Source organism: Streptomyces sp. NBC_00442, assembly GCF_036014195.1.
Taxonomy (GTDB): domain Bacteria; phylum Actinomycetota; class Actinomycetes; order Streptomycetales; family Streptomycetaceae; genus Streptomyces.
This window is the reverse complement of the sequence record NZ_CP107918.1, coordinates 1,708,989-1,733,547: the sequence shown is the minus strand read 5'-3', so window position 1 is coordinate 1,733,547 and position 24,559 is coordinate 1,708,989. Positions and strand designations below refer to the sequence as shown.

At 71.2% G+C, this 24,559-nt stretch carries 22 protein-coding genes; 10 read left to right on the top strand and 12 right to left on the bottom strand.

From position 1 onward, the window contains the following. Positions 1 to 18: 18 nt before the first annotated feature. From OG432_RS07570 to OG432_RS07545, 6 genes are all read right to left on the bottom strand, one after another. Complete coding sequence (locus tag OG432_RS07570) at positions 19 to 921, bottom strand: hypothetical protein (protein WP_328309019.1); 903 nt, start codon at positions 919 to 921, stop codon at positions 19 to 21. A 123-nt stretch (positions 922 to 1,044) separates the two neighbouring features. Then, positions 1,045 to 2,178 (bottom strand): LOG family protein, encoded by a 1,134-nt coding sequence (locus tag OG432_RS07565; RefSeq protein ID WP_443058351.1) that lies wholly within the window; start codon positions 2,176 to 2,178, stop codon positions 1,045 to 1,047. 317 nt (positions 2,179 to 2,495) lie between these two features. Continuing rightward, on the bottom strand, positions 2,496 to 3,653 hold the full coding sequence (locus OG432_RS07560) for a hypothetical protein (RefSeq protein ID WP_328309015.1): 1,158 nt from the start codon (positions 3,651 to 3,653) through the stop codon (positions 2,496 to 2,498). Next, a complete protein-coding gene (locus OG432_RS07555; RefSeq protein WP_328309013.1) occupies positions 3,635 to 4,372 on the bottom strand; it encodes an ABC transporter ATP-binding protein in 738 nt (245 codons plus the stop codon). Before OG432_RS07555 ends, OG432_RS07560 begins: the two co-directional genes overlap by 19 nt. 182 nt (positions 4,373 to 4,554) lie before the next feature. After that, a complete protein-coding gene (locus OG432_RS07550; RefSeq protein WP_328309011.1) occupies positions 4,555 to 5,934 on the bottom strand; it encodes an aspartate aminotransferase family protein in 1,380 nt (459 codons plus the stop codon). After that, entirely contained in the window at positions 5,919 to 6,479 is a 561-nt protein-coding gene (locus OG432_RS07545) for an Lrp/AsnC family transcriptional regulator (protein WP_328309009.1), read from the bottom strand. Before OG432_RS07545 ends, OG432_RS07550 begins: the two co-directional genes overlap by 16 nt. Before the next feature lie 165 nt (positions 6,480 to 6,644). On the opposite strand from OG432_RS07545, the gene OG432_RS07540 reads away from it, so the two are divergent. The 3 genes from OG432_RS07540 to OG432_RS07530 all read left to right on the top strand — a co-directional run bounded on the left by OG432_RS07540 (position 6,645) and on the right by OG432_RS07530 (position 10,085). After that, entirely contained in the window at positions 6,645 to 8,084 is a 1,440-nt protein-coding gene (locus tag OG432_RS07540) for a gamma-aminobutyraldehyde dehydrogenase (protein WP_328309007.1), read from the top strand. Positions 8,085 to 8,277: 193 nt separating this feature from the next. Then, positions 8,278 to 9,474, top strand: coding sequence for a polyamine ABC transporter substrate-binding protein (locus OG432_RS07535; protein ID WP_328309005.1), 1,197 nt, complete (start codon positions 8,278 to 8,280; stop codon positions 9,472 to 9,474). An 83-nt stretch (positions 9,475 to 9,557) separates the two neighbouring features. Beyond that, positions 9,558 to 10,085: a hypothetical protein gene (locus OG432_RS07530; protein ID WP_328309003.1), complete on the top strand. Its 528-nt coding sequence runs from the start codon at positions 9,558 to 9,560 to the stop codon at positions 10,083 to 10,085. A 12-nt stretch (positions 10,086 to 10,097) separates the two neighbouring features. On the opposite strand, the gene OG432_RS07525 is transcribed toward OG432_RS07530, so the two are convergent. The 5 genes from OG432_RS07525 to OG432_RS07505 form a co-directional block, all read right to left on the bottom strand. Beyond that, entirely contained in the window at positions 10,098 to 11,306 is a 1,209-nt protein-coding gene (locus OG432_RS07525; protein WP_328309001.1) for a serine hydrolase domain-containing protein, read from the bottom strand. 160 nt (positions 11,307 to 11,466) lie between these two features. Then, positions 11,467 to 12,135: a response regulator transcription factor gene (locus tag OG432_RS07520; protein ID WP_328308999.1), complete on the bottom strand. Its 669-nt coding sequence runs from the start codon at positions 12,133 to 12,135 to the stop codon at positions 11,467 to 11,469. Next, positions 12,132 to 13,358, bottom strand: coding sequence for a sensor histidine kinase (locus OG432_RS07515; protein WP_328308998.1), 1,227 nt, complete (start codon positions 13,356 to 13,358; stop codon positions 12,132 to 12,134). Before OG432_RS07515 ends, OG432_RS07520 begins: the two co-directional genes overlap by 4 nt. 98 nt (positions 13,359 to 13,456) lie before the next feature. Next, the gene (locus tag OG432_RS07510) at positions 13,457 to 14,140 is read right to left on the bottom strand and encodes a glycerophosphodiester phosphodiesterase (RefSeq protein ID WP_328308997.1); all 684 of its coding nucleotides are present in this window, start codon (positions 14,138 to 14,140) and stop codon (positions 13,457 to 13,459) included. A gap of 58 nt (positions 14,141 to 14,198) precedes the next feature. Further along, complete coding sequence (locus OG432_RS07505) at positions 14,199 to 15,320, bottom strand: adenosine deaminase (RefSeq protein WP_443058557.1); 1,122 nt, start codon at positions 15,318 to 15,320, stop codon at positions 14,199 to 14,201. Positions 15,321 to 15,370: 50 nt separating this feature from the next. Here OG432_RS07505 and OG432_RS07500 point away from each other — a divergent pair, with 50 nt between their 5' ends. Next, positions 15,371 to 16,117: a DUF4190 domain-containing protein gene (locus OG432_RS07500; RefSeq protein ID WP_328308995.1), complete on the top strand. Its 747-nt coding sequence runs from the start codon at positions 15,371 to 15,373 to the stop codon at positions 16,115 to 16,117. 242 nt (positions 16,118 to 16,359) lie between these two features. Here the strand turns inward: OG432_RS07500 and OG432_RS07495 are convergent, their stop codons facing one another. Beyond that, the gene (locus tag OG432_RS07495) at positions 16,360 to 16,959 is read right to left on the bottom strand and encodes an NADAR family protein (RefSeq protein WP_443058350.1); all 600 of its coding nucleotides are present in this window, start codon (positions 16,957 to 16,959) and stop codon (positions 16,360 to 16,362) included. Between the two features lie 151 nt (positions 16,960 to 17,110). Here OG432_RS07495 and OG432_RS07490 point away from each other — a divergent pair, with 151 nt between their 5' ends. The 6 genes from OG432_RS07490 (at position 17,111) to OG432_RS07465 (ending at position 24,441) form a co-directional block, all read left to right on the top strand. Next, the gene (locus OG432_RS07490) at positions 17,111 to 18,652 is read left to right on the top strand and encodes a gamma-aminobutyraldehyde dehydrogenase (protein ID WP_328308991.1); all 1,542 of its coding nucleotides are present in this window, start codon (positions 17,111 to 17,113) and stop codon (positions 18,650 to 18,652) included. Positions 18,653 to 18,701: 49 nt separating this feature from the next. After that, positions 18,702 to 19,991 (top strand): polyamine ABC transporter substrate-binding protein, encoded by a 1,290-nt coding sequence (locus OG432_RS07485; protein WP_328308989.1) that lies wholly within the window; start codon positions 18,702 to 18,704, stop codon positions 19,989 to 19,991. A gap of 119 nt (positions 19,992 to 20,110) precedes the next feature. Then, positions 20,111 to 21,262, top strand: a complete 1,152-nt coding sequence (locus OG432_RS07480) for an ABC transporter ATP-binding protein (protein ID WP_328308987.1) — start codon at positions 20,111 to 20,113, stop codon at positions 21,260 to 21,262. Then, positions 21,259 to 22,185, top strand: coding sequence for an ABC transporter permease (locus OG432_RS07475; RefSeq protein ID WP_328308985.1), 927 nt, complete (start codon positions 21,259 to 21,261; stop codon positions 22,183 to 22,185). The genes OG432_RS07480 and OG432_RS07475 overlap by 4 nt, the downstream gene beginning before the upstream one ends. After that, entirely contained in the window at positions 22,185 to 22,988 is an 804-nt protein-coding gene (locus tag OG432_RS07470) for an ABC transporter permease (RefSeq protein ID WP_328308983.1), read from the top strand. Before OG432_RS07475 ends, OG432_RS07470 begins: the two co-directional genes overlap by 1 nt. Positions 22,989 to 23,019: 31 nt before the next feature. Further along, on the top strand, positions 23,020 to 24,441 hold the full coding sequence (locus tag OG432_RS07465) for an NAD(P)/FAD-dependent oxidoreductase (protein ID WP_328308981.1): 1,422 nt from the start codon (positions 23,020 to 23,022) through the stop codon (positions 24,439 to 24,441). Positions 24,442 to 24,559 lie beyond the last annotated feature (118 nt).

The window sequence follows — 24,559 nt, the reverse complement described above, 5'->3', positions numbered from 1 at the left end:
GCCTGCTGTCCCGAGGGGCTAGCCGACCCGGGCCGGTTCCTTCGGGGTGGCCGGGGCCGGGGTGTCGGGCGTGCCGAACCACGCGACCGCCACCGCCCCGCCCACCGCAAGGAGGAACCCCAGGACCGCCATCCAGGCGAGCCCCGCCCGCGACGCGTCGCCGAGCCACAGCACGCCAATCACCCCCGGCAACACCGTCTCGCCGACCACCAGCGCCGCCGTCGCCCCGTTCACCGAACCGATCTGGAGCGCCACCGTGTGCAGGTACATGCCGCCGATGCCGGCGACCAGGATCGCGTAGAGGGCCGGGTCGGCGAGCAGGGCCCCGGCGTCGAAGGGGTCCACGCCGTTCAGGACGCGCACACCCACGCCGAGCGCGCCGAAGCCGAGCCCCGACAGGAGACCCGCGAGGATCGCCGCGCGGGCGCCCAGCAGGCGTACGGCCACCGCGCCGCCGGCCATCAGGAGGAGCGAGACCGCCAGGAGCCACCCGTGCGTGGCCGGCGCGGTGTGCCCGCCGCCCTCATGGCCCGCCGCCGTGGCGAGCAGCACCAGGGCCGAGCAGACCACGCCGATGGACGTCCACTCCGCGCGGCTCAGCCGGATGCCGAGGAGCTTGACGCTGAGCACCGCGGTGATGACCAGGTTCGCGCTGATCACCGTCTGCGAGAGGAACAGGGGAAGCAGGCGGGCCGCCAGTGCGCCGAGCCCGAACCCGACGAAGTCGAGGACCGTGCCGACGATGAACTCCCAGGTCGCCGCCGCCTTCGCGGTGGAGGAGAGGCTGGGGCCGCCGTGCTGCGTGCGATCGCTCGCGGCGGCGTCGCGGCGGGCGGACCTGCGGGACCCGACGGCTTGCAGGACCGAGCCCGTGCCGTAACAGACCGAGGCGGCGATGGCGGTCAGCAGACCGAGCAGCACGGGTGACTCCGTTCATGGCGGGGGCAACCGGTTCACCCCCCTGCGCTTTACCAGACGTTTGCCGTCCTTTGGGAGTTGCCTGGGTCCCCGCAGTTTCTGGCCCGCCTGCCCCGGCGCCCGCCCTCAGGCCTCGCCCGACATGCGGGCCAGCGCCTCGGGGGCCTCCGACACGGAGTCGACGAGGGCGATGCGGGACGCCATCGGACGGTCCTGCGCCAGCGCCTGGAGCAGCGGCCAGGCCGGCAGCTCCCGCGTCCAGTGCGCGCGGTCGACGAGCACCATCGGCGTCGGTGTGCCGTGCGACTCGTAGTAGTTCGGCGTCGCGTTGTCGAAGATCTCCTGTACGGTGCCGGCCGCACCCGGCAGGAAGACGACGCCCGCGTTGGAGCGGGCGAGCAGGCCGTCCTCGCGGATGGCGTTGGCGAAGTACTTGGCGATGGCGCCCGCGAAGGCGTTCGGCGGCTCGTGGCCGTAGAACCAGGTGGGGATGCCGACGGAGGTGGCGCCGCGCGGCCACTTGGTCCGCACCTCGAACGCGACGCGGGCCCACGCGGACACCGACGGCCTGAACGAGGGCTCGCCGGCGAGGAGTTGAAGGGCCGAGTCCAGCATCGCGTCGTCGAAGGGCGCGGCGTACGCGCCCAGGTTCGCGGCCTCCATCGCGCCAGGACCGCCGCCCGTCGCCACGGTGAACCCGGCGCGGGTCAGGGTGCGCCCGAGCACGGCCGCGCCCTGGTACTCGCTGGTGCCGCGGGCCATCGCATGGCCGCCCATCACGCCCGCCACCCGTGCGCCGACGAGGAGTTCGTCCAGGGCGTCGGAGACCGCGTCGTCATGGATGGAGCGCAGCATCGAGGAGAAGACGTCGCCGTCGGCCTTGGTCCGCTGGAACCAGGCGTACGACAGCGCGTCCGGGGTGTGCTCGTAGCCGGCCGCGAGGCCCTCGAAGAGTTCGGCGGGGGAGTAGAGGGTGCCGCGGTAGGGGTTGAACGGCAGGTGCGGGACGGGTGGGAAGACGAGGGCGCCGTCGGCGCGGACCTTGGCGGCGGCGTCCGGCTCCATCGCGCAGCCGAGGAAGACGGCGGCGGAGGTGTCGGTGGCGAGCAGGGCGGGCGTGCGGGCCGTGAGGTCGACGGACTGCACGCGGAAGCCGGTGAGGCCGCCGTGCGCGGTGGCCGCGTCGAATTCGGCCAGCGACTCGATCTCGGTGTCGCTGCCCGCGGGGAGGGTTTCGTCTGTGTCCGGCACGGCGGCCATGCTAGGCGCTGCGCTGCGCCGGGCGGAATGCGGGTGCCCCGGGTGCGAGGCGGGCCCCGGCCCCTCCGACCCCGCCTTCGTGTGCGGACCGTGCCCGCGTCTCGCGCAGTTCCCCGCGCCCCTGGCCCCGCCTTCGTGTGCGGACCGTGGACGGTTGCGCGCGCAGTTCCCCGCGCCCCTGGCGGGGCTCGGTGGAGGCCGCTTCAGCCTGTCATGGGGGTCCCCCCTGGCCCTTGAGGCCTTGGGGGAGTTTGAGGACGAGCGCCCTTGAGGCGCGATACGGGGTCTGGGGCGGGGCCCCAGGGGGGGGCGGGGCGCTAGCGCAGGGGGAGCGCCGCTGCCTCGGCGATCGTGGCGGTCAGCGGGGTGAAGACGGCCAGCAGAGCCAGGGTCCTCAGGGCCGCCGCGGCTCTGAGGGTGGTGGCCGGGGTGCCGATCGACACAAGGGCCGCCGTCGTGTGGGCACGAGCGTGACGGGATTCGAGCAACGCGGTCAGCAGCGTGGCCACCGTGCAGCTCATCACCAGCGCCGCGCCGAGTCCCGTGAGGGGCCCGAACGGGTGCGGACCCGCCTGGTCCCCGTACAGCGCGGCCGCCGCGATCGCGGCCGACGCCACCGCGCTCACCACGCCCAGGGGGCGACCGATGCGGCGCGCCTCCGCCATCAGGACCCGCCCGGCGAGCAGGCGGGCCGCGCCCGGACGGGCCAGTTGCAGCAGGCGTCCGCTGAAATGCGCGAGCGCGGGGCCGGCCAGGGCGAGGCCGAGCGCGGTCAGCGCCCAGCCGCCGAGCAGCCCGGCCGGGCTGCCCTCGGGGTGGCCCGGCATCGGGAACCCCGACCCCGAGCCGTCCCGGCTCACGTACGTCTCCACCGCGAGGCCCACCGCGATGAGCGCGCAGCCCCACGGCAGCCCGCTCGGCGTGGGCGCGGGCTCCTCGGGGTGCACCGGGTCGCTCTGGTCACCGGCACGGACCGTACGCGGGCGCAGCGCGAGGCCGGCCGCCGTCGAGGCCGTCACCGGCAGCACGGCGAGCAGGGTCAGCGCTGCCGCGAGCGGCATCGGCTGGTCCGCGGCGAGCAGTCCCGCGGCGGCCCCGTCGAAGGGAAGACCGGTGATGTCGCCGCGCAGGTGGAGGTAGACCAGGAGCGCCACCGCCGAGCCGAGCGTGCACGTCACCGCCGTGGACGCGGCCGCGATCGCGGCGAGGCGGGCCGGGCCGAGGCCCACCGCGGACAGCCCGGGGCGCGGCCGGGTGCTGGGATCGGTGCGGGCCACCGCGACAGCGAAGTACACGGTGGCGGCCAGGGGGACGGCGCACCACAGCAGGCGCAGGACGGACGCGCCGGGATGGCCGACGGCGTGGCCGAGCGTGCACAGCAGGAGGAAGCCGACCCCGGCGGACGCCGCCGACACCAGCAGGCGTCGCAGCAGGACCAGCGGGTGGGTGCCGCGGGCTAGACGGAGAGCGAGCACGCGGCGATACCCTCCGCTTCCGAAGGGCCGTTGTTTCCCCGGGAGTTGACCCGGCGCCCGTCGATGAGGACCACCGTGCGGTCCGCGAGGGCCGCCACCTCCGTGTCGTGGGTGGCGATGAGCGTGGTGATGTGGTGCGAGCGGGCCGCGGTCAGCAGGGTGCGCAGCACCTGCGCCCCGTCGCCGCGGTGCAGGGTCGCCGTCGGCTCGTCCGCGAACAGCACGGCGGGCTCGGTGACCAGGGCCCGCGCGATCGCCACGCGCTGGCGCTCCGCCTGGAGCAGGGCGTGCGGCCGCTTCTTCGCGCAGGTGTCGATGTCGAGGCGCTCCAGCCACTCCAGGGCGGTCTTCTTCGCGGCGCGCTGTGCGACGCCGCGCAGGAGCAGCGGCAGCGCGGCGTTCTCCCACGCGCTCAGCTCGGGCACCAGGGTGGGCTCGGGGTCGATCCACGCGAACCGGTCGCGGCGCAGCCGCTCACGGGCCGCCGCGCCCAGGGTGTGCACCGGCACGCCGGTGAACCAGACCTCGCCCTCGTCCGGCACGAGACTGCCCGAGAGACAGCGCAATAGGGTCGTCTTGCCGCAGCCGCGCGGACCGCCCACGGCGAGGATCTCGCCCTCGCGGACCTCCACGCCGACCCCGGTCAGGGCGGGCGAGCCGCTGTGGGAATGGTTCAGGGAACGTGCCCACAGCACGTCGTTGTCCGGCGGAGCCACCATGGTGCACACCTCGGTTCAGATCAGATTTCCTGCTCCCCGTACGGGGGAACGAAGGCAGGGCCGATCGGTCACTGGCACGCTAAGCAGTGGGGTGTGGCTCGCCCAACAGCACGCGGCCCGGCCGCGCCCATCTCACTCGGATGGGCGCGGCCGGGCCGCGTGCGGGGGACGTGCGGGGACGGTCAGAGCTTCGTCCAGGCCTCCGTCAGGACCTGACGCAGGACGCCCTCGATCTCGTCGAAGGTCGACTGGTCGGAGATGAGCGGCGGCGCGAGCTGGACGACCGGGTCGCCGCGGTCGTCGGCCCGGCAGTACAGGCCGTTGTCGTACAGCGCCTTGGAGAGGAAGCCGTACAGGACGCGCTCGGTCTCCTCGTCGTTGAAGCTCTCCTTGGTGACCTTGTCCTTCACCAGCTCGATGCCGTAGAAGAAGCCGTTGCCGCGGACGTCGCCGACTATCGGCAGGTCGTGGAGCTTCTTGAGGGTGTCGAAGAAGGCGCCCTCGTTGTCGAGGACGTGCTGGTTGAGGCCCTCGCGCTCGAAGATGTCGAGGTTGGCCAGGCCCACCGCGGCGGAGACCGGGTGGCCGCCGAAGGTGTAGCCGTGCAGGAAGGTGTTGTCGCCCTTGTAGAACGGCTCGGCGAGGCGGTCGGAGATGATGCAGGCGCCGATCGGGGAGTAGCCCGACGTCATGCCCTTGGCGCAGGTGATCATGTCCGGCACGTAGTCGAACTTGTCACAGGCGAACATCGTGCCGAGCCGGCCGAAGGCGCAGATGACCTCGTCGGAGACGAGCAGCACGTCGTACTTGTCGCAGATCTCGCGGACCCGCTGGAAGTAGCCGGGCGGCGGCGGGAAGCAGCCGCCCGCGTTCTGCACCGGCTCGAGGAAGACGGCGGCGACGGTCTCGGGGCCCTCGAAGAGGATCTCCTGCTCGATCTGGTCGGCGGCCCAGCGGCCGAAGGCCACCGGGTCCTCGCCGTGGATCGGGGCGCGGTAGATGTTGGTGTTGGGCACCTTGTGCGCGCCGGGGACCAGCGGCTCGAAGGGCGCCTTCAGGGCGGGCAGACCGGTGATGGACAGGGCGCCCTGCGGGGTGCCGTGGTAGGCGACCGCACGCGAGATGACCTTGTACTTGGTGTGGTTGCCGGTGAGCTTGTGGTACTGCTTCGCCAGCTTCCACGCGGTCTCGACGGCCTCGCCGCCACCGGTGGTGAAGAAGACCTTGTTGAGGTCGCCCGGCGCGTAGTTCGCGAGGCGCTCGGCGAGCTCGACGGCCTTGGGGTGGGCGTAGGACCACACCGGGAAGAAGGCCAGCTCCTGCGCCTGCTTGTAGGCGGTCTCGGCGAGCTCGTGACGGCCGTGTCCTGCGTTGACGACGAACAGGCCCGACAGGCCGTCCAGGTACTTCTTGCCCTTGTCGTCGTAGATGTAGGTGCCTTCGCCACGGACGATGGTGGGAACGGGCGCGTTCTCGTACGACGACATGCGGGTGAAGTGCATCCACAGGTGGTCGTAGGCGGTCTGGCTGAGGTCCTTGCTCACGGCTATCGGGTTCCCCACATATAGGTCTGCTTCTTCAGCTTGAGATAGACGAAGCTCTCGGTGGAACGCACGCCGGGGAGGGCGCGGATCCTCTTGTTGATCACTTCGAGAAGGTGGTCGTCGTCCTCGCAGACGACCTCCACCATCAGGTCGAAGGAGCCCGCGGTCATCACCACGTACTCGCATTCGGCCATGGCCGTCAGTGCCTCCGCCACCGGGTCGAGGTCTCCCTCGACCCGGATGCCGACCATCGCCTGACGCCGGAAACCCACGGTGAGCGGGTCGGTGACGGCGACGATCTGCATCACACCCTGGTCGAGCAGCTTCTGGACGCGCTGGCGCACGGCCGCCTCGGACAGGCCCACGGCCTTGCCGATCGCGGCGTACGGGCGGCGCCCGTCCTCCTGGAGCTGCTCGATGATCGCCAGAGAGACGGCATCGATCGTCGACCCGTTGGTACGACGCGTGGCGTCTCCCTGAGGGGCTGGGGTCGGGAGCCGGGACGGTGATCCGTTCCCGGTCCTGGGGTCTGTGCTTCGGCTGGCCACGGAGCCACTGTGCACCCGACCCGGTCCGTCCCGCAACCCCAAAGCGATGAAATTCGTTGTTCCGTGACCTCCAGGGAACTGAATCCGAAGTTCAGGGGCGTCGGGTCTGTCGAAAGCGTCGCTCCACCGACTAGGGTGGGTTGTCTCATCCATCGGACATCGGACCGGGAGGCCAGCGAAGTGACCACCGAACTGCGTCGTTTGCGCAACTACATCGACGGAGAGTTCCGCGATGCTGCCGACGGGCGGACCATCGAGGTGGTCAACCCGGCCACGGGCCAGCCCTACGCGACCTCGCCGCTCTCCGGCCAGGAGGACGTGGACGCCGCCATGGCGGCCGCGGCCAAGGCGTTCCCCGCCTGGCGCGACAGCACGCCCGCCGAGCGCCAGCGCGTGCTGCTCAAGATCGCGGACGCCTTCGAGGAGCGCGCCGAGGAGCTGATCGCCGCCGAGTCGGAGAACACCGGCAAGCCGATCGAGCTCACCCGCACCGAAGAAGTGCCGCCCATGGTCGACCAGATCCGCTTCTTCGCGGGCGCGGCCCGGCTGCTCGAAGGCCGCAGCGCCGGCGAGTACATGGAGGGTCTGACCTCCATCGTGCGCCGCGAGCCGGTCGGCGTCTGCGCGCAGGTCGCGCCGTGGAACTACCCGATGATGATGGCCGTGTGGAAGTTCGCCCCGGCGCTCGCCGCGGGCAACACCGTGGTCCTCAAGCCCTCGGACACCACCCCCGCCTCGACGGTCCTGATCGCCGAGATCATCGGCGCGATCGTCCCCAAGGGCGTCTTCAACGTCGTCTGCGGCGACCGTGACACCGGCCGCGCGATGGTCGAGCACCGGACCCCGGCCATGGCCTCCATCACCGGTTCCGTACGGGCCGGCATGCAGGTCGCCGAGTCCGCCTCCAAGGACGTCAAGCGTGTCCACCTGGAGCTGGGCGGCAAGGCCCCGGTCGTCGTCTTCGAGGACGCCGACATCGCCAAGGCCGTCGAGGACATCGCGGTCGCGGGCTACTTCAACGCCGGCCAGGACTGCACCGCCGCGACCCGCGTGCTCGTGCACGAGTCGATCCACGACGAGTTCGTGACCGCGCTCGCCAAGGCCGCCTCCGACACCAAGACCGGGCAGCCCGACGACGCGGACGTGCTGTACGGCCCGCTCAACAACGCCAACCAGCTCAAGCAGGTGACCGGCTTCATCGAGCGCCTGCCCGCACACGCCAAGGTCGAGGCCGGCGGCCACCGCGTCGGCGACCAGGGCTACTTCTACGCCCCGACCGTCGTCTCCGGCCTGAAGCAGGACGACGAGATCATCCAGAACGAGGTGTTCGGGCCGGTCATCACCGTCCAGTCCTTCACCGACGAGGCCCAGGCCCTGGAGTACGCCAATGGCGTCGAGTACGCCCTGGCCTCCTCGGTGTGGACCAAGGACCACGCCCGCGCCATGCGGATGTCCAAGAACCTCGACTTCGGCTGCGTGTGGATCAACACCCACATCCCGCTGGTCGCCGAGATGCCGCACGGCGGCTTCAAGAAGTCCGGCTACGGCAAGGACCTCTCCGCGTACGGCTTCGAGGACTACACGCGCATCAAGCACGTGATGACGTCGATCGAGGGCTGAGCCCGGCCGCCGAGCCGGCCCGAACGACCGCGAGGGGCGGGGGAGTTGATCCCCCGCCCCTTTCGGCTGCCGCCGTGCCGGCGTGGTGCTCCCGCCGCGTCGACGGGGTGCCCCGACAGGGTGTCTGGCCTGGGCCGCAGGGCTGTACGCAGCGTCCATTGAACCCGGTGGGCGGGCCGGGCATCCTGCGGGCATGCCACCGACCGCGCACCGCGCCAGCAGCCCTCTGACCCGCCGCAGTCTCCTGCGCGCCCTCGGCGGCGGCGCCGCGCTGGCCGCGCTGGCCGGCTGCGGGGTCCCCGCAGCGTACGTCGCACCGGGCGACCGGGCCGGACGCGACCGCTCGGCGGCCGACAAGGCCCTGACCTTCGCCAACTGGCCGCTCTACATAGACGTCGACGACAACGACGCCTCCCGGCGGCCCACCCTGGACGCGTTCACCAAGAGCACCGGGATCTCCGTCACGTACACCGAGGAGATCAACGACAACGACGAGTTCTTCGGGAAGATCAGCCCGGCCCTGATGAACCACCAGGAGACCGGCCGCGACCTCATGGTCATCAGCGACTGGATGGCGGCCCGGTTCGTGCGGCTGGGCTGGGTGCAGGAGATGGACCGCGCCAAGCAGCCCAACGTCACGAAGTACCTGGACCCGCAGCTGCGCACACCCGCCTTCGACAACGGGCGCCTGCACAGCGTCCCGTGGCAGTCCGGGATCACCGGCATCGCGTACAACCGGAAGAAGCTCGGCCGTGAGCTGAAGCACGTGAGCGACCTGTGGGACCCGCGGCTCGCGGGCAAGGTGACGCTCTTCTCCGGCCTGGACGAATCCTTCGCGCTCCTGATGCAGGGCAACGGCGTCGACATCACCCGGTGGACGGCCGACGACTTCCACCGCATGTGCGACCAGGTCGAGAAGCAGGTCGCGAAGAACCAGATCCGGCGCTTCACCGGCAACGACTACACCAGCGACCTCAACAAGGGCGACGTGCTGGCCTGTCAGGCCTACAGCGGCGACGTGTTCCAGCTCCAGGCCGACAATCCCGACATCGAGTTCGTGGTGCCCGTGGAGGGGGCGGAGCTGTGGGCGGAGTCGATGATGATCCCCAACCTGGCCCGCCACAAGGCGAACGCGGAAGCGCTGGTCGACTACTACTACGACCCCGAGGTCGCCGCGGAGCTTGCCGCGTCGGTCAACTACGTCTGCCCGGTCCCGGCCGCCCGCGAGGTCCTGGCCTCCTCCAAGGACAAGGACGAGGCCGAACTCGCCGAGAACCCCCTGATCTTCCCCGACGCCGCGATGCGCTCCCGCCTCGCGATCGCCCGGGACATCACCTCCACGGAACGGGTGGAGTTCGCCAAACGGTGGAACGCGATCGTGGGGCTGTAGCCGGCCGAACGTCCGCCGCCCCGTCGTACCGTGCCGGCGGACCCGATTTTTGAACGTGTTCAACAGTGGCGTACGCTGCGATCATGAGCGAGCGAAACGCCCTGCTGAGGCGTATCCGCGTGTGGCTGGCCGTGTTCGTCGTCTGTCTGGTCCTGAGCGGGCTGACGGCCTTCCCCCTGGTGCACGAACTGCACTGGACCCAGTCCCTGTTGCGCGACACCCCGCTGGGGGACCGGCTGCCCGGCCTGAGCGCCTGGATCGACCGGGTGCGGGCCGGACTCGACTCCGCCGACACCGACCATCCGTTCCTGCTGTACGGCACGGACTGGCTCGCCTTCGCCCATCTCGTCATCGCGGTCGCCTTCTACGGGGTGCTGCGCGATCCCGTCCGCAACGTCTGGGTCGTCGAGTTCGCGATGATCGCCTGCGCCGGCATCCTGCCCGTCGCCCTGATCTGCGGCCCCATCAGGGGAATCCCCTTCTGGTGGTCGGTGATCGACATGTCGTTCGGGGTGTTCGGCGTGATCCCGCTGTACGTGGTGCGGCGCAGGATCAAGGCGCTGGAGGCGATGACCGGCCCGGCCGCGGCCGCCGTGCCCGCGCCCGCATGAGACGGCGGTCCGTCAGGCGGGGTCCGGCGCTCCGAAGGCGGCGGTCATGATCTTCATGGCGGTCGGGTTCATGTCCTCGCCCTTCGCGTCCGTGGAGTTGACGCTGTAGACCAGCGTCCGCGTGACGTCGCCCGAGGGCGACAACGTGGCGCCGATCGCGGTGTTGTAACCGTAACGGCCACCCGTCTTGCCCCACACGTCGTGGCCGCCGAGCCGGATCGTCGAAAGACCCACGCTGTACGCGGCCGCCTTCCCCGTCTCCATGTCGCGCACCGACCGGCCGGGCAGCGTGAACATCTCCTTCAACTGGGGCCCGCGCACCACCCGGCCCGTGAACAGGGCGTTCGTGAAGTGCTCCAGATCGGCCGTGGTGGAGATCAGGTCCCCCGCCGCGAACGTGTCGCCCGCGCCCCACACCGTCACGTCCCGCAGGTCCGTCGAGCCGTCCGGCGCGGTGAACACCTGGTAGCCGTGGTTGTGCGGGCCCCTGAGGGCGGGATCCGCGCCGGGCACACACGTGTTCGTCAGGCGCAGCGGCCGCACGATGCGGGTGGCCAGCTGATGGGCGTACGAGTCGCCGGTCACCCGCTCAAGGAGCAGGCCCGCCACGGTGTAGCCGATGTTGTCGTAGTGCTGCTCGGTGCCCGGCGCGAAGTCCGGCTTCTGTGCGGTCGCCTCGCGGACCACGTCCTTCGGGTCGCGGCTCTCGAAGCGGTGCGCGTACACGTCGTCGAGGGAGCCGCCGGGCGATCCGGCGGACGGTATGCCGGAGGTGTGGTTGAGAAGCTGACGTACCGTCACTTTCGCGTAGGCGGCCGGGATCAGGTCGGGAAGGTAGGCGCGCACCGGCCGGTTCAGGTCGACTCTGCCCTCGCCCGCGAGCTGCAGCACCATCGCCGCGGTGAAGACCTTGGTGACCGAACCCGCCCGGAAGCGTCCTTCCGGGTCCGCCGGGGCGCCGCTCGCCAGGTCGTGCACCCCGGCACTGCCGCGCCAGCTCCCTCCGGCACCGCCGACCCGGACCAGCGCGGCCGTCGCGTCCGCGCCCGGCTTCCCGGCGCCGGCGATGGCCGCGCGCAGCGCGAGGGTGTCGAGGCCGGGGGTGGTGTGGCCGACAGCGGCAGCGGCCGTCGCCGGCGCGGGGGCCGCGACGGCGGGGACCGCCGAGAGCCCCACGACCAGAGCCGTGGCGAGCAGGGTGGTACGGGTACGGGCGTTCATGCGGAGATCTCCGTGATCGAGGGGGATGTCGTGCCGATGGGCCCATCCTGCTGATCACGGGCCGCGGGCGGATCGCCGTGGAGAGCGATCTCCGCGGCCGCCGCTCCTCACCGGTACGGGGGAGTCCGGCCGCCCGCACTCCCTCGCGCGGGGGAGCCGGTCAGGGCGCCGGGGCCGCCGAGATCAGGCCCGTCTCGTACGCGCAGATCACGGCCTGCACGCGGTCGCGCAGCCCCAGCTTGGCCAGGACGTTGCCGACGTGCGTCTTCACCGTGTGCTCGGAGACCGACAGTTCCGCCGCGATCTCGGCGTTGGACAGGCCACGGCCGAGCAGGAGCAGCGTCTGGCGTTCACGCGCGGTCAGTGCGTCGAGGTGGTCGAGGCGCCCGGCGGAGCTCGGGGCGGCGGGACGCGAGGTGTACTCGGCGATGAGCCGGCGCGCCACCGACGGGGCGAGCAGCGCGTCCCCGGCCGCCACCACCCGTACCGCGTGCACCAGATCGTCCCGCCGCACGTCCTTGAGCAGGAAGCCGCTCGCCCCGGCGTGCAGCGCCTCGTAGACGTACTCGTCGGAATCGAAGGTGGTCAGCATCACCGTGCGGCAGGCGCTCCGCGCGCTGATCTCGCGGCAGGCCTCGATGCCGTCCAGGTGCGGCATCCTGATGTCGAGCAGCGCCACGTCCGGCGCGAGCCGGCGCACCGCTTCGACGGCCCGCACGCCGTCGCCCACCTCGGCGACCACCTCGATGTCCGGCTGCACGTCCAGGATCAGGGCGAAACCGCTGCGCACCAGCTCCTGGTCGTCGGCCACCAGCACACGGATCGTCACGGCCCCACCTCCGTGCGGGAGGTTACCGGGCGGGAGCGCGGCTCGGGGGGCGGCAGCGGGATGACGGCTCGTACCTCGAAACCACGGCCGCCGGGCCCCGGGCCCGCCGCCGAGGTGCCGCCGTGTGCCGCCGCGCGCTCGCGCACCCCGATCAGGCCGTGTCCGCCACCGGTCCCGGGGCCGGGCGCCGCCCCGCAGCCGTTGTCGAGGACCGTGATCGTCAACTCGTCCGCCGCATAAGCCAGTTGAACGGACACCGAGGAGGCGGACGCGTGCTTGACCACGTTCGTCAGGGCCTCCTGCACGATCCGGTACGCGGTGACCCCGGCATCGGGCGGCAGGGGGCACGGCGCACCCGTCACCTCGTACGCCACCGAAGGGCCGTTCAGGGACACGCGCTCGGCCAGCGCGGGCAGTTCCGCGACGCCCGGCTGCGGCCGGCGCGGGGCGGGGACGGCGTGCGCGGGACCCTCCTCGCGCAGCACGCCCAGCATCCGGCGCAGCTGCACCATCGCGTCCCGGCCCGTCTCGGAGATCACCTCGAACGCGGCCTCGGCCCGCGCCGGCGCCGCCCGCACCGCCAGCGGGCCCGCCTCCGCCTGCACGATCATGATGCTGACCGCATGGGACAGGATGTCGTGCATCTCCCGGGCGATCCGCGCCCGTTCACGAGCCGTGGCCTGTTCGGCCTCGATCCGGTTGGCCCGCTGCAACTGCGCCGCACGGTCCTCGACGGCCCGTGTGTAGGCCTGCCGGGTGTGGGTGAGCCGGCCGAGCGCGTACGCGGCGCCGAAGACGAAGAAGGAGAACATCAACTCCTTGGCGTCCTGGGTGTTGAGCGCCACCGAGGGCACGATGAGGGCGGCCACCAGCGCGGCGACCCCGATCCTGCGGCGCGGCGGGGAGAGCGCCGCCACCGAATACAGGGCGACGAGCCCGGGGTAGGGCAGCGGCTGGCCCGGTCCGTCGAGGGTCAGTTTGTACACCGCGCCGGCCGTCAGGACCGCGAGCGCCACCGTCACCGGGGCCCGGCGCCGCCACACCAGGGGCAGCACACACAGCGAGGTCAGCCCGTAGTCCGCCCAGGTGGCGGGGCGCAGCCCGTCGGGGCGCCCGACGACGAACGGGATCGACATCGCCACCTGCACCAGCAGGGCGAGACCGATGTCGACCGCCCAGCCGTTCGCCGCCCGCAGCCGTGCCGCCGGACTCTCCGCCGTCATCCCGCCCCCCGTCCCCGCCCCCGCCTGCCCTGGGCCCTCGTGGCCGTGGCCGCCCCGCGCCCGCCGGTCCTGTGCCGTCGTGTCCGCCCCGCGCGCCGCTACCGCGCGGACAGGACCCCGCGCAGCGCGTCCAGCCGGTTGGTGGTGATCGAGTCCACGCCGTATGCGACGAGACGGCGCTGCGTGCGGGCCGTGTCCGCGGTCCACGCCGAGACGAGCAGGCCGTCCCGGTGGGCCCGCGCCACCACATCCGAACGCACCAGGCCGAAGCGGTAGTTGAGCCAGCGCGGCTTGATGGCGTCGACCAGGGCGGGGCGCGGCGGAGCGGGCTTCGTCCAGGTCAGGGCGATCTCGGCGCCGGGGTCGGCGCGGCGGACCCGCAGCATGGTGACCGGGCCCGCGCAGTAGTAGACCCGCTCGCCCGCCCCGCACTCGCGCACCGTGCCCACCACCTTGCGCACCGACTCCTCGGTCGCGCCCGGCAGGTCGATCATCACCCGGTGCGCGCCGGCCGCCATCAGGGCCCGGCGCAGGGTGGGGACTCCGCCGCCCGTGACCTCGGTGACCTCCGCGTGCGGGAGCTCGGCCAGCGGGCGGTCGACGTCCCACAGCCGCTTCAGCGTGTCGTCGTGCAGCAGCACGGGCACGCCGTCCTTGGTCGTCCGGACGTCGATCTCGACCGCGTCGGCGCCCCGCTCCAGAGCCGAGGCGATGGAGGGGAGCGTGTTCTCGCGGACACGGTACGGGTCGCCGCGGTGGGCCACGGCAGTCACGGTGCGCATGGGGTCATTGTGCTGACCGGTCGCGGCCGCGGCCAGCCGGAGCCACGGCCCGGCCGGGTCAGCCGGCGAGCCACTTGGCGGTGTAGTCGTCGATCTCCGCGACGAGCTTCGTCCTGCCCGCCGGGTCGAGGAACGACGCCTCGACGGCGTTCTTGGCGAGGCCCGCCAGGCCCCGCTCGTCCAGGTCGAGGAGGCGGGCGGCGACCGCGTACTCGTTGTTCAGGTCGCTGCCGAACATCGGCGGGTCGTCACTGTTGATGGTGACGAGGACGCCGGCCGCCACCATCTCCTTGACCGGGTGCCGGTCCAGGCCGGGCACCACGCGCGTCGCCAGGTTGGACGTCGGGCAGACCTCCAGCGCGATCCGGTGCTCGGCGAGGTGCTTGAGGAGCGCCGGGTCCTGGGTGGCGCTGGTGCCGTGGCCGATCCGTTCGGCGCGCAGCTCGATCAGCGCGTCCCAGATCGACTGGGGTCCCGTGGACTCGCCCGAGTGCGGCACGGAGTGCAGGCCGGCGGCGATGGCCCGGTCGAAGTACGGCTTGAACTGCGGGCGCGGTACCCCGATCTCCGGGCCGCCCAGGCCGAAGGAGACCAGGCCTTCGGGGCGCACCCCGTCCTCGGTGGCGAGGCGGGCCGTCTCGGCGGCGGCCTCCAGGCCCGCCTCGCCCGGAATGTCGAAGCACCAGCGAAGGACCGTGCCGAACTCGGCCTCCGCGGCCCTGCGGGCGTCCTCGATCGCGTCCATGAACGCGCGCTCGTCGATGCCGCGTCGGGTGGACGAGAACGGCGTGATGGTCAGCTCGGCGTACCGGATGTTCTGCCGGGCCATGTCACGGGCCACCTCGTAGGTGAGAAGGCGCACATCTTCCGGCGTACGGATCAGGTCGACGACCGAGAGGTACACCTCGATGAAGTGGGCGAAGTCCGTGAAGGTGAAGTAGTCGGCGAGCGCCTCGGGGTCGGTGGGGACCTTCGAGTCCGCGTGCCGGGCGGCGAGTTCGGCCACGATGCGCGGCGAGGCGGAGCCGACGTGGTGCACGTGGAGCTCGGCCTTGGGCAGCCCCGCGATGAAGGGGTGCAGGTCGGTCATGGGGGTCCTCCAGGGTCTGCCGCGAGGGGGCTCGCGTGCTCGGCGTCGTAGGGCCTTCGCCGGTCGGGGATCATGGTAGGCCGGGCGGATCGGCCCATGACCCGGGCCGTAGCATGACGGAACCACGATGGGGGAGGCCCATGTCAGAGAACACCCAGCAGCCGTCGGGAGGCCAGGAGCCGCGCGACCCCTGGGCGCCGCCGGAACGCAAGGTCCCGCTGGACAAGCCGCCGGTGCACGACCAGCAGACCGTCGTCTCGATGCCCGCGCCGCCCGCCGGCGCCCCGACCGGTGCCCCCTACCCGGGCGCGCCCGGACAGCAGGCACCCGGCTTCGGCGCTCCGACGCCGCCGCCCGCACCGCAGGCGGCGCCCGGGAGTTACGGCTACCCCGCCCCGCCGCAGCAGCCGGCCCAGGACGGCGGCTACCCGGGCCAGCAGCCGGGCCAGGACGCCGGATATCCCGGCTACCCCGGGCAGCAGCCCGGTTACGACGGTGGCTACCCCGGCTACCCCGGCCAGCAGCCCTCCTACGGCTATGCCGGCTGGACCGGGATGGCCGCTCCGCAGAACGGGTTCGGCATAGCCGCGATGGTGCTCGGCATCGTCGCCTGCGTGACGATGTTCTGCTCGTGGGGCATCTCCGGCATCGTGCTCGGTGTGCTGGCCCTGATCTTCGGCATGCTCGGCAAGGGCAAGGCCGCGCGGGGGGAGGCCAGCAACCGGGGGCAGGCCCTCGCGGGCATCATCATGGGCATCGTCGGCATCGTGCTCGGTGTCGTGATCCTCGTCCTGCTGATCGTGCTCGTGGCCAACGCGCCGGAGTCGCACCACAGCGAGTACGACTACTGGGACAGCGCGTTGACGCTGGCCGCGTCGGGTCGTTGAGGGCTGCCTCGTAGCACCACCGGGGCGCCGCTTTCGGGCGGCGCCCGCAGTACCCCGCCCCGGCGCGGGGAGCCCGCATCGGCTCCCCGCGCCGGGGTTTGCCGTGCCGGCCCCGCGGTTTCGGCTGTCGGCCGTGGTGGGTTGCTAGCGCAGTTCCTCGCGCCCCTTTGGGCGGGGCCGCGTCCCGGGGGCTTGTTGGTCGGCTGCGCGCGCGGTGGGTTGCTCGCGTCCCCTGCAGGGGCCTACTCGCGGCGCAGCCTTTCGCGGGTTTCGGTGAGGGCGAAGCCCAGGAGGTTCAGGCCGCGCCACTGGGCCGGATCCTGGGCCTCCGGGGTGTCCGCCGCCCGGCCGATGCCCCAGATGCGGTCCAGCGGGCTCGCCTCGACCAGAACCCGGTCGCCGGTGCCGAGCAGATACGCCCGCAGCGCCGCGTCCTGGCCGAATTTGTGCAGGCACCCGGCGCGCACTGTCGCGTAGCGCTCCCGCCGCCACACCGCTTCGTCGAAGCCCCGCACCAGGCGGCCCGCCTTCTTCGCCAGCGCCGGGTTCGGTGCGGTGAGCGCCGCGCGCTCGCCCTCCGCGTCCCCGAAGAGCCGCGCCTTCGCCGCCATCATCCAGTGCTCGGCCGTCGCGTACTCGACACCGTCGACCACGAAGCGTGACGGCCACCACTGGCTGAAACAGCTCGGGCCCAGCGACCCGTCCCGCTGCGGCCGGTGCCCCCAGAAGTGCAGGAACTTGATCCGCTCACCCTTCTTGACCTGCGCGATCAGTCCGTCCAGCGGCGCGCGGTCCCCCGTGATCCCCGTCATGCACGCGAGTCTGGCACGCGCCACTGACAACCCGTCGGGCCAACGCCGCTCCGACGCGACACTTGGTCGACAGATTCCGTCGCGTAACCAAAAGGCAACAACGGAATCACTTGTTGGCCGGATGTCGCTCTGCCAGGATCGTCACTCAAATCGAGCTGAAGCTACGAAGAACGTGGGCGACATGGACACCGACACCGGCCAAGGCAACCGCACCCCCGCACAGGACCGCTTCCCCGCACAGGACCGCTTCGCGGCCGGCGCCCAGTACATCGGCGGGCGACTGCGCCCGGGGACCTCCGGGCGGCGCCAGGCCGTCGTCGACCCCGCGACGGGGGACACGGTGTACGCGTACGAGCTGGCGGGCACCGCCGACGTCGACGCCGCGGTCGCCGCCGCCAAGGAGGCCTTCCCCGGATGGTCGGCCGCCGCCCCCGGCGAGCGCTCCGCCGCCCTGCACAAGCTCGCCGAGGTGCTCGCCGAGCGCGCCGAGGAATTCGCCCAGGCCGAGTCCCTCCAGTGCGGCAAGCCCCTCAAGCTGACCCGCGAGTTCGACGTCCCCGGCACGGTCGACAACGCCGCCTTCTTCGCGGGGGCGGCCCGGCACCTCCAAGGCACCTCCGCCGGCGAGTACTCCGGCGACCACACCTCCTACGTACGCCGCGAGCCCATCGGCGTCGTCGGGTCCATCGCCCCCTGGAACTACCCGCTCCAGATGGCCGCCTGGAAGATCCTCCCGGCGATCGCGGCGGGCAACACCATCGTCCTCAAGCCCGCCGAGATCACCCCGCTGACCTCGCTCCTGTTCGCCGAGGCCGCCAAGGAGGCGGGCATCCCGGACGGTGTCATCAACATCGTCAGCGGATCCGGCAAGGACGCGGGCGAGCACCTCGTCGGCCACCCCGACGTCGTCATGACCTCCTTCACCGGGTCCACCGGCGTCGGCAAACGCGTCGCGGAGATCGCCACCCGCACCGTCAAGCGCGTCCACCTCGAACTCGGCGGCAAGGCCCCCTTCGTGGTGTTCGACGACGCCGACCTGGAAGCCGCCGTGCACGGCGCCGTCGCCGGCTCGCTCATCAACTCCGGCCAGGACTGCACCGCCGCCACCCGCGCCTACGTACAGCGTCCCCTCTACGACGCCTTCGTCGAGCGGGTCGCGGCCCTCATGGAGAGCGTCCGGCTCGGCGACCCGTTCCGCGAGGACACCGACCTCGGCCCGCTCATCTCCCACGTGCACCGCGACCGTGTCGCCGCCTTCGTCGAGCGGGCCCGCGACTACGCCCGGATCGTGACCGGCGGCCGGGCCCCCGAGGGCGACGGCGCCTACTACCCGCCCACCCTCATCGCCGACGCCGCCCAGGACAGCGAGGCCGTCCAGGCCGAGATCTTCGGCCCCGTCCTGGTCGTGCTGCCCTTCGACACCGACGACGAAGGCATCGCCCTCGCCAACGACACCCCCTACGGACTCGCCGCCTCCGCCTGGAGCCGCGACGTGTACCGCACCGGCCGGGCGACCCGCGAGATCAAAGCGGGATGTGTCTGGATCAACGACCACATTCCGATCATCAGCGAGATGCCGCACGGCGGCTACAAGGCGAGTGGGAGCGGAAAGGACATGTCGGCGTATTCCTTCGAGGAGTACACGCAGGTCAAACACGTGATGTACGACAACACGGCGGTGGCGAAGAAGGACTGGCACCGCACGATCTTCGGGGACCGATAGCCGAGGGCCCGACGAGGCCGACGAACCCACCCGGAAGGGCACACCGCGCATGGAGCAGTACGAGTCCGACCTCCCCCCAGCTCCCCACTCCGCCCGAGCGGGCAACGGCCCCCTCGCCGCGGCCCAACTGGCCGCCGTCCGGCGCAGCCTGACCACCGGCCGCGGCGCCCTCACCCGCCGCTCCGTGCTGCGCGCATCGGGCCTCGGCGCGCTTACCGTCGGCGGCCTCGCCACCCTGAGCGCCTGCGGCATCCCCGCCGCCACCAAGGAGAACGGCACCGGACCGTCCAACGCCGACCACTCCGCCCAGGAGAAGAAGATCAACTTCTCCAACTGGACGCAGTACATGGACATCAGCGACGACAAGAAGCACCATCCGACGCTGGACGAGTTCACCCGCCGCACCGGGATCCAGGTCACCTACACCGAGGACATCAACGACAACGTCGAGTTCTTCGGCAAGATCAAGCCGCAGCTCGCCGGCGGCCAGGACACCGGCCGCGACCTCATGGTCCTCACCGACTGGCTGGCCGCCCGCCTCATCCGGCTCGGCTGGGCACAGAAGCTCGACCCCGAGCACCTGCCGCACGCCTACGCCAACCTCGCGTCCCAGTTCCGCACCCCCGACTGGGACCCGGGCCGCGCCTACTCCTACCCCTGGACCGGCATCCCGACCGTCATCGCCTACAACTCCAAGGCCACCGGCGGCAAGAAGGTCGACTCGATCACCCAGCTCCTCGACGACCCCAGCCTCAAGGGCCGCGTCGGCTTCCTGTCCGAGATGCGCGACTCCATCGGGATGACCCTGCTCGACCTCGGCAAGGACCCCGCCCATTTCACCGACGCCGACTTCGACGCCGCGATCGGACGCCTCCAAAAGGGCGTCGACACCAAGCAGATCCGCCGCTTCACCGGCAACGATTACACCGGCGACCTGGTGAAGGGCGACCTCGCGGCCTGTGTCGCCTGGGGCGGCGACGTGACCCAACTGCGCGCCGACAACCCGGACATCAAGTACGCGATCCCGGCGGCCGGCTACATGACATCGAGCGACAACCTGATCGTCCCGGCCAAGGCCCGCCACCAGAGCAACGCCGAGAAGCTCATCGACTACTACTACGAGCTTCCGGTCGCCGCCAAGCTCGCCGCGTTCATCAACTACCAGTGCCCCGTCGACGGAGTCCGCGACGAACTCGCGAAGATCGACCCCGCCCTCGCGGCCAACGAACTCATCCTTCCGGACAAGGCGATGAGCGCGAAGTCCCACTCCTTCCGCTCGCTCAGCGAGGCCGAGGAGACGGCGTACGAGCAGAAGTTCTCGCGACTCATCGGAGCGTAGCGCTCCGCGGGGCTTGCGTTCGTAGGTGCCGGGCCGTTGTGGCTGGTCGCGCAGTCCCCGCGCCCCTTCGGGGCGATAGGCCCCCTCCCTCCCCCTCGACACCCCCTGGGACCCCACCCATGACTGACAGCACCGCCGGCGGCGATGTCCGCCTCACCGGGATCAGCAAGACATACGGTTCCTTCACCGCCGTGCATCCGCTCGAACTGACCGTGCCGCAAGGCTCGTTCTTCGCACTGCTCGGTGCGTCCGGCTGCGGCAAGACCACCACGCTCCGCATGATCGCCGGACTTGAGGAGCCCACCACCGGCACCGTCTTCCTCGGCGACAAGGACGTCACCGACCTGCCGCCCTACAAGCGGCCGGTCAACACCGTCTTCCAGTCGTACGCCCTCTTCCCGCACCTGGACGTCACCGAGAACATCGCCTTCGGGCTGCGCCGACGGGGCATCAAGTCGGTGAAGAAGCAGGTCGACGACATGCTGGAACTCGTCCAGCTCGGCGACTTCGCACGCCGCAAGCCGCACCAGCTCTCCGGCGGCCAGCAACAGCGCGTCGCGGTCGCCCGCGCCCTCATCAACCACCCGCAGGTACTGCTCCTCGACGAGCCGCTCGGCGCCCTCGACCTCAAGCTGCGCCGCCAGATGCAGCTGGAACTCAAGCGCATCCAGACCGAGGTCGGCATCACCTTCGTCCACGTCACCCACGACCAGGAGGAGGCCATGACGATGGCCGACACCGTCGCGGTGATGAACGGCGGCCGCGTCGAACAGCTCGGCGCCCCGGCCGACCTGTACGAGAACCCGCAGACCACGTTCGTCGCGAACTTCCTCGGCACCTCCAACCTCATCGAGGCCGAAGTCGCCGAGTCGAGCGGCGACGACCTCGTCGTCAGCGCCGGCGGCTCCAAGCTGCGGCTGCCCGGCGACCGATGTTCGGCCCCCACCAGCAGCGGCGGCAAGCTCCTCGTCGGCGTACGCCCCGAAAAGATCTCGCTCGCCCACCGCGACGAGGAAGGCGCGATCGCGGACGGCCGCAACCGCGTCACCGGCCGCATCGTCGACTCCTCCTTCATCGGCGTCTCCACCCAGTACCTGGTGGACTCCCCGGCGGGCAAGGGCCTCGCCGTGTACGAGCAGAACATCGAGCGCGACACCCGGCTCGTCCCGGGCGCCGAGGTCGTCCTGCACTGGAACCCGGCGCACACCTTCGGGCTCGACGCCGCCCAGGCGATCGACGCGGGCGTGGAGAAGGTCGAGGACGCCGCGTGACCGCCCCGGCCGAGGCGCCCCCCGCGCCGAGCGACGACCTCCCCGTGCGCAAGGCATCCGCCCGCAAGCGGCTCGTGCCCTACTGGCTGCTGCTGCCCGGCATCCTCTGGCTGATCGTGTTCTTCGCGCTGCCGATGGTGTACCAGGCCTCGACCTCCGTACAGACCGGCTCACTCGAGAAGGGCTTCCAGGTCACCTGGCACTTCCAGACCTACTGGGACGCCTTCAAGGAGTACTACCCGCAGTTCATCCGCTCCCTGCTCTACGCCGGCACGGCGACCCTGCTGTGTCTGCTGCTCGGCTACCCGCTGGCCTACCTCATCGCCTTCAAAGCGGGCCGCTGGCGCAACATCGTCCTGGTCCTGGTCATCGCACCGTTCTTCACCAGCTTCCTCATCCGCACCCTGGCCTGGAAGACGATCCTGGCCGACGGCGGACCCGTGGTGCACGCGCTGTCCACGCTGCACGTCCTCGACGTCACCAGCTGGCTGGGATGGACCGACGGCAACCGGGTCCTCGCCACACCGATGGCCGTGGTGTGCGGCCTCACCTACAACTTCCTGCCCTTCATGATCCTGCCGCTCTACACCTCCCTGGAGCGGATCGACTCCCGGCTGCACGAAGCCGCCGGCGACCTGTACGCCACCCCCGCCACCACCTTCCGCAAGGTGACCTTCCCGCTGTCGATGCCCGGTGTCGTCTCCGGCACCCTGCTGACCTTCATCCCCGCCAGCGGCGACTACGTCAACGCCGAACTGCTCGGCTCCACCGACCAGAAAATGGTCGGCAACGTCATCCAGTCGCAGTTCCTGCGCGTCCTGGACTACCCGACGGCCGCCGCGCTCTCCTTCATCCTCATGGCGATCGTGCTGATCATGGTCACCGTCTACATCCGCCGATCCGGGACGGAGGACCTGGTCTGATGCCCCTCGTCAAGTGGCTGCGCCGCAACCTCGTGGTGCTCGCGGGACTCGCGACGCTCGCCTACCTGATCCTGCCCAACGTCGTCGTGATGGTGTTCTCGTTCAACAAGCCGAACGGGCGCTTCAACTACTCCTGGACACGGTTCTCCACCGACGCCTGGAAGGATCCCTGCGGGGTCGCCGACATGTGCGGCTCCCTCTCGCTCTCGCTCCAGATCGCCCTCTGGGCGACGATCGGCTCGACCGCGCTCGGCACGATGATCGCGTTCGCCCTGGTCCGCTACCGGTTCCGGGCACGCGGCGCGATCAACTCGCTGATCTTCCTGCCGATGGCGATGCCCGAGGTCGTCATGGCCGCCTCGCTCCTCACGCTGTTCCTCAACATGGGCGCGCGGCTGGGCTTCTGGACCATCCTCATCGCCCACATCATGTTCTGCCTCAGCTTCGTCGTCACCGCCGTCAAGGCGCGCGTGATGTCCATGGACCCACGACTCGAAGAAGCCGCACGCGACCTCTACGCCGGGCCCGTCCAGACGTTCCTGCGCGTGACGCTGCCGATCGCGTCGCCCGGCATCGCGGCGGGCGCGCTGCTCGCCTTCGCGCTCTCCTTCGACGACTTCATCATCACCAACTTCAACGCGGGCTCCACCGTGACCTTCCCCATGTTCGTGTGGGGCTCGGCACAGCGCGGCACACCCGTGCAGATCAACGTCATCGGGACGGCCATGTTCGTCATCGCCGTCGTGGTGGTCACCGCCGGACAATTCATTGCCAACCGGCGCAAGAACAGCGCGAAAGCGTAACCGTACGCAGTTCCCGAGGGAGTTGGAAATCATGGCCGTGACCCGAGCCATGAAGAGCGCAGCACGACAGTCCCTGGCGGGCGCGCAGCCCGTCCCCTTCTGGCTGGAGGACCCCGGCCGCCCCGAGGCGCTGCCCGCCCTCACCGGCGACGAGAAGTGCGACCTCCTCGTCATCGGCGGCGGCTACAGCGGGCTGTGGACCGCGCTCATCGCCAAGGAGCGCGAGCCCGGCCGCGACGTCGTCCTCATCGAGGGCAAGGAAATCGGCTGGGCCGCCTCCGGCCGCAACGGCGGCTTCTGCGCCGCCTCCCTCACCCACGGCCTGGGCAACGGCCTGGCCCGCTGGCCCGGCGAGCTCGCCAAGCTCGAAGAGCTCGGCGTGGCCAACCTCGACGCCATCGCGGACACGGTCGCCCGCTACACGATCGACTGCGACTTCGAGCGCACCGGCGAGATCGACGTGGCCACCGAACCCCACCAGCTCGAAGAACTGCACGAGATGTACGAGGAGGCGACGAAACTCGGCTTCGGCGGCCTCGAACTCCTCGACGAGGACCAGCTGCGCGCCGAGGTCGACTCACCCACCTTCCTCGGCGGGCTCTGGGACCGCGAAGGCGTCGCCATGCTCCACCCGGCCAAGCTCGCCTGGGGCCTGAAGCGGACCTGCCTGGACCTGGGCGTACGGATCTACGAGCACACCCCGGGCCTCTCGCTGACCCGGGTCGACGGCGGCATGGGCGTACGCACCCCGTACGGCAAGGTGCGCGCCGAACAGGTCGCACTCGGCACCAACGTCTTCCCGTCGCTGGTCAAGCGGCTGCGCCCGTACACGGTCCCGGTCTACGACTACGCGCTGATGACCGAGCCGCTGACCTCGGCCCAGCTGGAGTCCATCGGCTGGCACCGCCGGCAGGGGCTCGGGGACGCGGCCAACCAGTTCCACTACTTCCGCCTGTCCGCCGACAACCGCATCCTGTGGGGCGGCTACGACGCGATCTACCAGTACGGCAAGAAGGTGCGCACCGAGTACGACGACCGGCCCGCGACCTACGCCAAGCTCGCCGAGCAGTTCTTCACCTGCTTCCCGCAGCTGGCCGGGGTGCGCTTCAGCCACGCCTGGGGCGGCGCGATCGACACCTGCTCGCGCTTCTCGGCGTTCTTCGGCACCGCGCACGGCGGCCGGGTCGCGTACGCCGCCGGATACACCGGGCTCGGCGTCGGCGCGACCCGGTTCGGCGCCGACGTGATGCTGGACCTGCTGTCGGGGGAGCCCACCGAGCGCACCGACCTGGAGATGGTGCGTACCAAGCCGCTGCCGTTCCCGCCGGAGCCGGTGGCCTGGGCGGGCATCGGCATCACCAAGTGGTCGTTGGCCCGTGCCGACGAGAACGGTGGCCGGCGCAACCTCTGGCTCAAGGCGATGGACCGGGTCGGGCTCGGATTCGACAGCTGACCGCTCGACCGCCTCGTGCGCTCCCGGTCACGCCGGGGGCGCACCCCTGGGGATGGGGGTGTGACCCAGCTCACTACCGATAGGTGGCCGAAGCCGCGTCATAGCCCGCCCCGAAGCC